The 11,539-nt window shown below is 39.9% G+C and carries 10 protein-coding genes and 2 tRNA genes; 5 read left to right on the top strand and 7 right to left on the bottom strand.

The window, feature by feature from the left end:
* Positions 1-53 precede the first annotated feature (53 nt).
* Positions 54-1,181: an aromatic ring-hydroxylating oxygenase subunit alpha gene (locus tag SC428_RS10450; protein ID WP_140182568.1), complete on the bottom strand. Its 1,128-nt coding sequence runs from the start codon at positions 1,179-1,181 to the stop codon at positions 54-56.
* Between the two features lie 289 nt (positions 1,182-1,470).
* Between SC428_RS10450 and SC428_RS10445 the strand changes: the two genes are divergently transcribed.
* Together SC428_RS10445 and SC428_RS10440 are read left to right on the top strand one after the other, a co-directional pair.
* Positions 1,471-3,039: a BCCT family transporter gene (locus tag SC428_RS10445; protein WP_318707508.1), complete on the top strand. Its 1,569-nt coding sequence runs from the start codon at positions 1,471-1,473 to the stop codon at positions 3,037-3,039.
* Positions 3,040-3,358: 319 nt separating this feature from the next.
* Positions 3,359-4,411, top strand: coding sequence for a hypothetical protein (locus SC428_RS10440; protein WP_283126611.1), 1,053 nt, complete (start codon positions 3,359-3,361; stop codon positions 4,409-4,411).
* A 48-nt stretch (positions 4,412-4,459) separates the two neighbouring features.
* Here SC428_RS10440 and rimI read toward each other — a convergent pair whose 3' ends face one another.
* On the bottom strand, positions 4,460-4,912 hold the full coding sequence (gene rimI, locus SC428_RS10435; RefSeq protein ID WP_070926993.1) for a ribosomal protein S18-alanine N-acetyltransferase: 453 nt from the start codon (positions 4,910-4,912) through the stop codon (positions 4,460-4,462).
* Complete coding sequence (locus tag SC428_RS10430) at positions 4,881-5,291, bottom strand: DNA polymerase III subunit psi (RefSeq protein WP_318707504.1); 411 nt, start codon at positions 5,289-5,291, stop codon at positions 4,881-4,883. Before SC428_RS10430 ends, rimI begins: the two co-directional genes overlap by 32 nt.
* Before the next feature lie 212 nt (positions 5,292-5,503).
* On the opposite strand from SC428_RS10430, the gene rsmC reads away from it, so the two are divergent.
* The 3 genes from rsmC to SC428_RS10415 all read left to right on the top strand — a co-directional run bounded on the left by rsmC (position 5,504) and on the right by SC428_RS10415 (position 7,025).
* Positions 5,504-6,517 carry a 16S rRNA (guanine(1207)-N(2))-methyltransferase RsmC gene (gene rsmC, locus SC428_RS10425; protein WP_283126613.1) on the top strand — a complete coding sequence of 338 codons (1,014 nt, stop codon included), beginning with the start codon at positions 5,504-5,506 and terminating at the stop codon, positions 6,515-6,517.
* A 282-nt stretch (positions 6,518-6,799) separates the two neighbouring features.
* Positions 6,800-6,885, top strand: a tRNA-Leu gene (locus SC428_RS10420).
* A 54-nt stretch (positions 6,886-6,939) separates the two neighbouring features.
* Positions 6,940-7,025: transfer RNA gene (locus SC428_RS10415), tRNA-Leu, on the top strand.
* Positions 7,026-7,053: 28 nt separating this feature from the next.
* On the opposite strand, the gene SC428_RS10410 is transcribed toward SC428_RS10415, so the two are convergent.
* The 4 genes from SC428_RS10410 to phoA form a co-directional block, all read right to left on the bottom strand.
* The gene (locus SC428_RS10410; protein WP_070926997.1) at positions 7,054-7,314 is read right to left on the bottom strand and encodes a DUF1435 family protein; all 261 of its coding nucleotides are present in this window, start codon (positions 7,312-7,314) and stop codon (positions 7,054-7,056) included.
* A gap of 96 nt (positions 7,315-7,410) precedes the next feature.
* Positions 7,411-7,938 carry a GNAT family N-acetyltransferase gene (locus SC428_RS10405; protein ID WP_318707501.1) on the bottom strand — a complete coding sequence of 176 codons (528 nt, stop codon included), beginning with the start codon at positions 7,936-7,938 and terminating at the stop codon, positions 7,411-7,413.
* Positions 7,922-9,574 carry a Na/Pi cotransporter family protein gene (locus SC428_RS10400; protein WP_070927001.1) on the bottom strand — a complete coding sequence of 551 codons (1,653 nt, stop codon included), beginning with the start codon at positions 9,572-9,574 and terminating at the stop codon, positions 7,922-7,924. The genes SC428_RS10405 and SC428_RS10400 overlap by 17 nt, the downstream gene beginning before the upstream one ends.
* A 409-nt stretch (positions 9,575-9,983) precedes the next feature.
* Positions 9,984-11,423: an alkaline phosphatase gene (gene phoA / locus SC428_RS10395; RefSeq protein ID WP_140182525.1), complete on the bottom strand. Its 1,440-nt coding sequence runs from the start codon at positions 11,421-11,423 to the stop codon at positions 9,984-9,986.
* Between the last annotated feature and the right edge of the window lie 116 nt (positions 11,424-11,539).

Below are 11,539 nucleotides of genomic sequence, written 5' to 3'. Positions count from 1 at the left end.
AGGGGCTGTCGACCTTTTAAAAATCATTCATAAAGGTCACCAGCCCTTAACGGTTACGCAGTATGAGCGCCCGCCAGTAATTTATGAAAGTGCGCCACACCGTGCTCACTGATCCCACTTCGTTGCCTGTCAGCCATGATCCGCCCTTGCCCACGGTAACCTCGCGAACGTAGCCCTTTTTGTACACTTTCAACTAAGCGCAGATCTTCAGGGCGAAAAACAGTCCGATACCATTCCACTAAGTTTTTCTGATACTCAGTCAATTCTTCATTGAGGAAATAGATATCATAATGCTGCAAAGTTTCACCTGCGCTGGTAGGAAATTCGTAGATGACAGTCATAAAATCACCACCTGGAGGCATGTTAAACATGGTGCTAGGCCAGATCCAAAATCCGAAGAAACGCGGATCAAGCACCGACTCATCAAATTGATATGATGATTCCGACGGCTTAGCCTTACCAATCTGTACAGTCCAGTTCTCATTCAATTGGTGCTCATACACATTCACATCGACCGAGCTGGCAAAACTGACGTGGTTAGTTGGGCAGTGATAACATTCGATATAGTTATCAACGATCGTTTTCCAGTTAGCGGGAGTCTGGCTAACAAAGCGAGCAGCTAATTTCAAATCACGGATCACAGAACAAGCTTCTTCCATTTTGGCCGCTAAACCAGGTAATTGCTCTTCAATCGGTTGAGGCTCACCTTGCGTCAAGTTAATGTAGATAAATCCTGCATGTTCAATAACATGGAAACTGCTCAGCGACATTGCTTCTGCATCAAAATTATTGACATTCTCACAGTTAGTTGCATGAGCTAACTGACCATCGAGTTTGAATGCCCACGCATGATAAGGGCAAGTAATTACATTCTTCATTTTGCCGCTTTCACCACTAATTAGCTGGTGTCCACGATGTGGGCATACGTTATAAAAGCCCCGCAAAACGTCATCTCTGCCTCGGACAATGACCAGACTCTCTCCAATCAATTGGCGAGTGATATAAGCATTTTTCTCTTTAACTTCACTACAATGGGCAACACATACCCAAGAGTTAGCAAAGATATTTTCTTTTTCAAATTCAAATACATCATCAGATGTGTAATAGCGTGCAGGGATCGTCCATGCGTTATCAATATCAAGGTGATCATTAATTGAAATGACTTTGTTTGCATTGCTCATCATTGCCCTCACTTATGTAAACTTATAGTTAACATTGTTTTTAAGAATGTTAATCCAGATCTCAATAATGATCAAATAAAAAGTTAACAAAAATAGCACACAACAAATTTAATCAATAAAAATCAAAAACATAAATACATCACCAAACCAATTAATGTTAATTGATGGTTAATTAATTGTTGACTGCATAATGTTTGCATGGATATTCTCTGTAAACCAACAGTAGCATTTCCTGCAAACCAACTCTCATTAAAAGACATAAAAATAAGTGAGCAACTGGAGAAGAGGTATGATGAATAATAAGAAATCAGTATTTTACGTATCGCTCGCCTTTAGTTTGGCATTAATTAGCTTAGGCGCTTTTATACCTGACAAACTCGAAGCATTTTCAAATTACTCTCTGGGTTTTATCTATAACAATTTAGGCTGGTTTATACTCGGAGCCGTTTTTATCTTTTTTAGCTTTTGTATGTACCTTGGTTTCTCCAAGTTTGGTCATATTCGACTTGGTGATGATGCCGATCGCCCTGAGTACAACACCGCCACATGGGTCGGTATGCTATTTAGCGCCTCTATTGGGATCAGTTTAGTCTTTTGGGGAGTCGCTGAACCCGTGTCTTACTACATTAGCCCTCCCGTCGGTACTGGTTACACGGAACAAGCAGCCAAAACTGCCATGCAATATGTCTATTTGCACTGGGGTGTATCTGCTTGGGCATGCTATGCGCTAGTCGGTGTATCATTAGCTTTTTTCCAATTCAGAAAAAAACTACCTTCATCACTGAGCTCAGTGTTCTACCCCCTGATTGGTGATCGCATCAAAGGATCCATTGGTAAATGGATTGATGTGCTCGTTGTTCTATCGATTGTTATAGGCATCGCCACATCACTTGGCTTTGGTACTCTACAAGTTAATACGGGTATGAATTATCTCTGGGGAATGCCGATTAGTATTTGGATCCAAGCCGCCATTATTGCCATCGTGACAGTCATTTATATCGCTTCAACCATTTCGGGACTACAAGGTGCAATCAAGCATCTATCAAACCTGAATATGCTATTAGCCTTTGCATTGATGGGCTTTATTCTGTTTGCTGGCCCAACACAAACTATCTTAAAGGTCCTTTTTCAGGGTATCGGTGATTATGTACAAAACTTTGTCAGCATGTCATTCCGTACAGAGCCATATAATGATGGCGCGTGGATTGCCAACTGGACACTATTTTATTTCGGATGGTGGATCGCATGGGCGCCATTAGTGGGAAGTTTTGTTGCTAGGATCTCTAAAGGCCGTACGATCAAAGAATTTATGATTGGTGCTGTATTCATCCCTGTACTCGGCTCATTTACTTGGTTTGCCGTAATGGGAGGCTCTGCCATCCATTTGATTCAAAATATGGGACAAAAGGCACTCGCTGAAGCCGTTAAAACCGATGTGACATCCGCATTTTTTAAATTTTTAGATTACTTCCCTGCCAGTACTTTTATGTGCATATTGGCGATGGTACTGGTCATGGTATTTTTCATTACTTCAGCCAATTCCGCAGTATTTGTGCTGGGAATGGTCAGTGAAAATGGTAACCCAAATCCAACTCATACGACGAAAACCATTTGGGGAGTGGTCATTGCCGCCATCGCTATCGTCTTGATCATCACGGGCGGCTTATCCGGTTTACAATCTGCGCTTGTCGCCACTGCAATCCCTCTTTCTATTTTGATGCTAATAATGTGTTACTCAACCTATAAAGGATTAAATGAAGAAATTAGTCTTGAAAAAGCAGAAAAAAAATACCGAAAGAAGCTTAAAATAACTGCTGGGAAACCGATTTTACCCGCGACAGAAAAACTATCTGAGTAATTAATAATCATATTAAAATAATTAAGCCACTGTATAATACGGTGGCTTTTTATTAAAAATAACTAAAATTAATAATAAGAAATAAGCATCATTAAAATAGTTTTAAATCCACCTATAAAAATAAAATCAAAAGCATTATTTCAATCATCAAAAACAACTCACGACGTGATTAATAGCAAGTAATTTATTAGTCTATAATACATTCTATAATTTAATTGTTTTTATATTTTATTATTATCTAATTAATGAACTGGATATATAAAAACCAAGTTTATTATTCAATACAATTCATCAGGTTAATTATAGGTATAATAAAATCATGCCAACAAATAAATCAACGCCTTATATTTTCTTAAGTGAAGAAATTGCCGTTATTTTACAAGAAAAATCCTATCAATTAGCATTAAAAGGGGGACCTCAAGAAAAGGGTAATCAAAAATTAGCAGAGGATATCGCCACAGAGCTCTTCGAATTATTTAATGATAATGATAAGAAGTTAATTAATGATTATATTACAGGAAAAATTACTCACTTAGTTTTTGATGGTTTCCTTAATACGGATATTGATGGCAATCCCATAAAACTACCTCAGGAAAATCAATTTCCTACCCTTGAAGAGCTTGAAGCTGATATTGAAGTTTTAAAATTAGCCTCCCAAGAACAAATCATATTAGCCTTACTCAATGAAACAACTTTTGCGTTTGATTCTGAAAATGAAGGTAAAATTGTGCGCATTGTTGCAAACTTTCGTGGAGGTGGTACCCAAAAACTTGCCAGTGAAGCACCCGATGGTAGCTCTCACTCAGGTAAAGCCGTCGTTCCTCACACAGAAGATCCTTATTACTCATCAACAAAAGTCGAGCAAGGGCATTCACCATCACCTTCATCATTGATCCTTACAGCAAGGTGGAATCCATTATCAGAAACAACAAAAGTAGCGCCAATTGAACGAGTATTAAGCCAGTTATCCAAAGAAGAAATCGTTGCTTTAGCGAGTGAAAACTTTAATTTTCGCGCCGCAAAAACGGCAAGTGAAGGTAAAAGTGCAGGAGGAACACATATCGCAATACTCAGCTTAAGCCATGAAGGAAAACTGACTGCAAATTATAATTCAGAACGTTTTTCTGTTGATCCTGCTGCATCAAAATTTATAAAAGACACCTATACTAAATTTAGTCAACTTACTGCTGAGATTGAATTTGAGGAAATAAACCTACAACCAAATAGAACACTTGTGATTAATAACCCTCTCAGCTTTCATTGCAGGGGTACCGTTAAAGATAATCGACGAGTGCTTGTACGTATATTTGGTTACCGAAAAAATGTGGATTATCTTCTCATTAATCAAGATCCCTTAATTGTTAAAGGATAAATAAACTCAGCCACAGCGTATTACTGGCTGTGGCTACTTATAATGAAATCATTCATCTTTAAACAAGGTTAATGCCAAAATCAAGGCATCCTCACGCCCTTCCTTTGCAGGATAATAATCTTTGCGTACCGTCACTTGATGAAACCCTAACTTATCATACAGATGTAATGCAGCGGCATTAGACTCACGCACTTCAAGCCACAGCGTTAAGACATTTTTACTAGAGAGATCATCGATTAAATGCTCCATGAGAACACGTCCATAACCCTTCCCTTGGTAATCAGGATGTATCGCAATATTAAATAACGTTGCTTCATCAAGGATACATTGTGTTATAGCAAACCCAACAATCTGATTATCAACAGAAATTTTAATATTATGATATTTTTCTCCCTGATTTCCATAGAAAACACGTTCAGACCAAGGAAAATCATGGCTTAATTTCTCAATTAAGAATGCGGTGGCAAGATCAGACTGCTTTAGTGCTGAAATTTTCGTCATATTGATAAATCTGCTTCCATAGTGCCTGTTTAGCGCTATCGCTGGCTATCAGCTCATCTAATACAGGAGATATAAAGGTTGTTTTTATACTTTCAAGATGAGATTGACTGCCTAAGACCCAACAATTGATCGTTATCGGTGTTGGGAGCATCGACAATTGTTCCGAATTAATACAAACCACATCCGTAGGATCCACTTTCATGGCCAAAAAAATATCTTTCAGCAGACGATGGTTTAAATCTAGGCTCTCATCAGTAATAATAATCAGCTTAGCCGAATCTGGAATTCTTACACCACGTTCACCGCGCAATACAGCAGGGTTTCTCACTATCCATTGAGTGATACCCATTTGATTTAAAAGCCTGTCACGTCGTGCCATTCATTTCTTTCCAGTCGCTATGTTAAGTAAGGTATCTTATCAAAGGGGACTAATAGCGCCAACATAGCAATGCTATTTCCCTGTTTTCTGATAAAGTGTGCGCAAAATAATTGGGTTTGCATACCTATTGCAAGTAATTTGTTGCTGCTGGATATGCCAAAACGCTGCAACCTGAAGTATCAAAAGTATGACAAGTAAGGAGATTTTTAATTATGTCACTACTAACCCCCGCTAGTGAAGTTATCCAGCGCCATCTTGAGCACTTTACAGAACGTCATGTGGTCTTGGCAGGTGATATTCAAGATGAACTCGCCGCGACTTTAGAAGCTGCAAGTGTTCGTGTTATCACTAACCAATATCATCGCTGGAAAAGCCTAAGTAGCTTAATGGGGACAAATGCGCAATTTGCTGCAATTGCTGATGCTGACTTTATCCGCCCTTGCAATACTCTGATCTATTTCTGGCCAAAAAACAAACAAGAAGCCTGCTTTCAGCTCGACGATCTGTGCACACACCTCACAGCGGGTAGCCAAATTTTCGTGGTCGGTGAAAACCGTAGTGGTGTCAAAAGCGCAGAATCCATCATGGAAGGCATTGCAACACTGCAAAAAATTGACTCAGCTAGACGTTGTGGTCTGTATTATGGTGAACTAGAACAGCCAACTCAGTTCGATATTACGCGCTGGTGGCGCCGCTATGAAGCTGAAAATGTACAAATTCATGCTCTTCCTGGCGTATTCAGCCATAATGAATTGGACATTGGCAGTGATTTACTTCTTTCTACTCTTAATGAACCTGTAATGGGTAATGTCCTTGATATTGCCTGTGGCAATGGCGTATTAGCGGCAGTGATTGGAAAAAATAACCCTGATGCCACCTTAACACTCAGTGATGTGAGTGCTGCTGCGCTGATGTCTTCTACCGCAACATTGCAAGCTAACCAATTAACAGGAAAGGTCATTGCTAGCGATGTCTACTCTGACATTAATGACCAGTTTGACTGGATCATCTCCAATCCACCATTCCATGATGGTCTTAATACCAGTTACAGCGCAGTAGAAAATATGATTTATCAGGCGCCTAAGTACCTAAAAAGAGGAGGTAAATTCCGTATCGTCGCAAATGCGTTCTTACCTTACCCTGACATGCTTGATAAGGCCTTTGGTAGCCATGAGTTGTTAGCTAAAACAGGTAAATTTAAAGTTTATCAAGCGACCAAACGTTAATTACCAATAAATATAATATCACAGTCGGGCAAACGTCTTATATTTGGCGGCAGTGACTGAGCTTTTAAAATAAATTAGGGAAATCAATCCGTTGATTTTCAGCCAATAACACGAAGCAGAGAAACTCTACTTTATACTGCTTCGTCGTCAATCTCAGGCCAACCAGAAGTGTTGGCCTTTTTTACTTCAAATATCTCGCGAACAGTAAAAAAATTATTGACGTCTGACTAAATTAGCCTAAAATCCGCAGCGTGCTATCAACATAAGATAGAGTCTGATATTGCGAGGGTGGCGGAATTGGTAGACGCGCTAGCTTCAGGTGTTAGTGTCCTTCGGACGTGGGGGTTCAAGTCCCCCCTTTCGCACCATGCAGGCCTTGTTTTTAAATAGACCGATAGTTCTTTTAATAATTAACAGTATTTGCGAGGGTGGCGGAATTGGTAGACGCGCTAGCTTCAGGTGTTAGTGCCCTTCGGGCGTGGGGGTTCAAGTCCCCCCTTTCGCACCACTGTTAACTTATCTCACTCCCTTCACTTTTAAGCATTATGTTGTAACACCAATGCGACCAAGCTACAGAGAAGAGCAATAACAGCAGGAACAATCAGCAAACGCCGAGAGCCGCGACTGAATAACATAGCGGCAGTCATCAGCATGGTGATAATGGTGATAATTTTTAGGCTGTTCATCCCCATATTGCTGAGTAGATAAATCACGCTCAACAAAATAACGGCGAAAACACCCCATAATCCCGCAGTAGAGCGGCGCAGATCAGTGCTTTTGGTTACGCTATTTGGCATCGCTACCTCAACAATTTAAATGATAATGATTATCAATCATATCTTGTTTTTAGCAAAAAACAATGTTTTTTGTTAAGAAAGCGACGCTATTTGTCATCAAAATGGATAAATAAAATGGATATCCTCTGGCTCTAACGCAAATAGCTCAGGATCAGGCTTATCAATCAATTTACATCCCATATATTGATAGAAATGTACTGTGTTTTCAGAGGGCGTTGCAGAAATATAAAGCCCTTCAGCTTTCTTCTCTTTTGCCAGCTGACAACATCGCTTAAAAAGCATCCCACCTAACCCTTCGCCACGATAGTGCTTGCTAACATGTAAAAATGATAATTGCAGTAAGTTATGAGCTTCCCCACGCCAAATATTATCAAGACTGGCCGCAGCAATTAATATGTTCTCATCAAATACTCCAATAAATACCGCACCATTGTCATAACTCTCAAGCAGATGTGGGGTATAAGCCTCAGGCTCACCTTCTGGCCAGCCTTTCATGTCAAAACGCTGTGCTGATAGAACTAGCTGCCCTTTTTCATGTAGATATAAATGTTCAATTAATTCAGTTCTATCTATCGACCAAACAGATGGGATTTCATCCCTTTGTAACTCACGTATTTTTCTCATTTTCCAAACTCATTTGCTCTTTACGACTCTCAGCGACACCTTCTAGGGCATGATATGCAACAGCACAAAATAATGAATTTAGTCGCTTCATATCACCCAATAAACTGACATGTAAGTTACTCGTATCTAAACTTTGCATGTTTTGTTCATGTAATCTTTCCACATGTGCATAGGCAAAACGCTGATTGATCAAGCGAAAACGATGCTTAGCACGACGTAAACGTTTTGCATTATCAATATCAGCTGAGACAAACACTGACATCCCTAAATTTAAATTAGCCTGTAATCGTTCAAGTAATGACAGCAATTCTTTAAAGCCCTCATTCGAAAATGAACGACGATTATCAATTGATTTTTTCACCAATTCAGAAGTCATGCGATGAATAATCGTTGAAGATTGCTGAAGGTTAAAAGCCGTATCAATAATTTCAGCCCAACGCCTTGAATCTTCTTCGCTTAGCTCACTTTGCTGCAATTGAGCCAAATAAAGCTTAATACTACTATGCAGCATATCGACTTCTTCTTCTAAGCGGCTAATTTCTCTTTTTTGTTCTTTATTACCATTAAGCACATCCCTAAAACGCTGTAACATTAGCTCCAGCACATCTCCCATTCTCAGCGTTTCTCGTACTGCATTCGCAATCGCCAATGATGGGGTTTCTAAAGCACTTTTATCTAAATAACGAGGGGCTATTTGCTGTTCAGCAGAAGGTGAAATGGGGATCAATCGATTACAGAATTTAGCCATTGGCCCGACAAAAGGCAACATCACTAGGCAACGAATAAGATTATAAAAAACATGGAAATAGATAACTACTTCAGCCGCATTAAAACCATACTCACCAATCCATTGTGCGATCGGTTTTACCCATGGTAATACCACCACACAACCAATCAGTTTAAATAACAAGCTCCCCAACACGACTTGGCGAGAAATTTCATTCTGCCCGCGGCTGCTCATCATAGCGAGTAAGCCACTACCAATATTAGAACCAATCACAATACTTAAACTAATATAAAGTGGTACTAAGCCTGTCGCACTTAGCGTTGCAGTTAACAATACCGCAGCTAAACTTGAATAGCTGACCATGGCAAATAGTGCACCTACCAACAATGCTAATACTACATCGCCACTTAATGACGTAAAAATGGCTTTTACAGCATCCGCATGAGTAATCGGTTCTGCCGATGCCACAATCAGTTGTAAGGCTAATAAAATCAGGCCTAGACCGATTCCTACGCGACCAATTTGCCCTGTACGATTCTTTTTTTGGCTTAAAAATGTTGCCACCCCAATCAGGATCAGCAATGGAGATAGCCATGAAAGATCGAATGTCAAAATTCGGGCCATTAATGCAGTACCGACATCAGCGCCAAGCATAATGACCATGGCTGGCGTTAATGAAATTAACCCTTGAGAGACAAAAGAAATGACCAGCAATGCTGTTGCATTACTACTTTGAACGAGTGCGGTGACCCCGACGCCGGAGAGAAATGCGCTTGATTTACGACTTACACTTTTTCCTAAAATACGCCTTAAGTCAGCACCAAAAACTCGCATGATGCCAGTACGGACAATATGTGTTCCCCAAACCAGCAATGCGACCGATGATAAAAGATGTAAAAGGGGCAACATTGAAATTTGAATCCTATATATTTATATTTTTTAAATAAAACAATCAGTTATTGAAATTTAGAGATTTTTTATGACCAGCTAAAAACGGTCATAATACGGTTCAATAGATGAAATCATTAGATGTTTAAGAATGAGGCGACTAATACAAAAACACTTCATTATACATTATTTTCTTTATTTTTCAAAAAGTTAAAATTTGAAGTGTTATTAAAAGCGATAATCTGATTAATGATAAGGCAACACGAACAAATAAAACTTCAACGCCAAATAATTTTTATACATGAATCGACTAATTAACGCAAAGTTCATAATGTAATTTAGCATTAATATGAAGGATGATAGTTGGAAGGGAAAATAAAAAATCCTCTACAACATCCTGTCGCAGAGGATTTAACTTACAAGGTTGGTTTTATTGTTTCAATCCCATGGCATCACGCATGGTAAAGAACAAATCAGTTTGGTCAGTCAGACCCATAACGTTGGCTGCATGTGGACCATAAGCCGCAACGCGCAGTTGTGCACCTGTATGCTCCTGTGAATCATCTTCTTCAGAGTTACCGTAGTTCACAACCATCACAGAACCATCTTTCGTGATCAGCGCTTGTGTCAAACCCGTTGATTTAGTGCCTTCTGGAATAATTTGGCTAGAGTGCGCATGGTCAGCGGTCACGATAACTAAAGTGTCACCATGTTTTTTCGCAAACTCTAAGCCAACTTGCACCGCTTCATCCAATGCGACGGTTTCACCAATTTGACCACATGGGTTCGCTTTATGATCTTGTTTATCGATAGAAGCACTTTCAACTTGTAAGAAGAAGCCATTTGGGTTGGTTTTTAATAAATCAATGGCCTTCTCTGTCATTTGAGCCAATGTCGGTGCATTAGGATCTAATTTAGAATTCGGCTTACATTCAAGTGGTGGGTTATTAATATTACCGTAATGTGTTGCTTTAGGTCCTTCCCAAGCCACCGCCATATTCCCCTCATGGAATAAACCTAACACTGGCTTGTCTTGGTTAGCTACAGTGACGGCTTCCAGTGATTTTGCATCACGAACAATGTTAAAACCACGTTCTTTCGCTTGCTCTTCTAACGTTTTACCTTGGTAATCACCAGCCTTCGCCACTTGCTTGAAGCTCTTCGCGCCACCACCTAATGTAACATCGGCGCGCGTCACGAGTAGCTGCTCAGAGATAGAGCCACGCCCACCATTTTCTAAGGCATTCGTCGCACACTTTTCTGACGTTTCTTCAGGACCATAACATTTACGGGCTGTAACATGGGAAAATTGAGCAGCAGGTGTCGCATCTTGAATTTCTGACGTGGTTACGTTCCCCGTCGCTTTACCATTACGTTTAGCCAGCTCAATTAAGGTATCGTGATCTTTATCGAAAACATCAACACCAAGCGCGCCATTATAGGTTTTCACACCTGATGACCACGCAGTTGCTGACGCAGCAGAATCCGTTACATAGTCAGGTTTCTTGGTTTTTTTGTTTAATGCGTAATGGGTATACTGACCCGTAATCGGTAGTGCATCAATGCCTTTAAAGAAGCCACCAGCACCTTCAGCATAATTGCGTGCAACCGTAATTTCAGAATCGCCCATCCCATCACCGATAAACAGGATCACGTTCTTAGCTTGTCCATTGTGCAAAGCGGCTTTCATGATATCAGTTTGTTCTTGTGCTAAACGACGAGCACCACCAAATTGGGTTATATCACCTTGTGCCGCGCGATTTTCTGAAACTGCATCGTTTGGTGTTGCTGCATTTGCTGGCAGAGTACCACTTAAAAGCATTGTACTCACAGCAACAGCTAAAATCGATTTCATGCAATGACCTGTCATAATCATTTCCTTGCCAATAAAAGAAGTTTAAATATTAAGTTGCTTCGAATAATGATTGGCATGCTAAGCTAGCTAGATGACAGTTGGATGAAGGTTTTATGTCGAAAAAAAGATGA

This window comes from Providencia sp. 2023EL-00965, from assembly GCF_033550225.1.
In the GTDB taxonomy this organism is placed as follows: domain Bacteria; phylum Pseudomonadota; class Gammaproteobacteria; order Enterobacterales; family Enterobacteriaceae; genus Providencia; species Providencia manganoxydans.
Note: the sequence above shows the minus strand (reverse complement) of the source record. Positions and strands in the feature narration are given on the sequence as shown.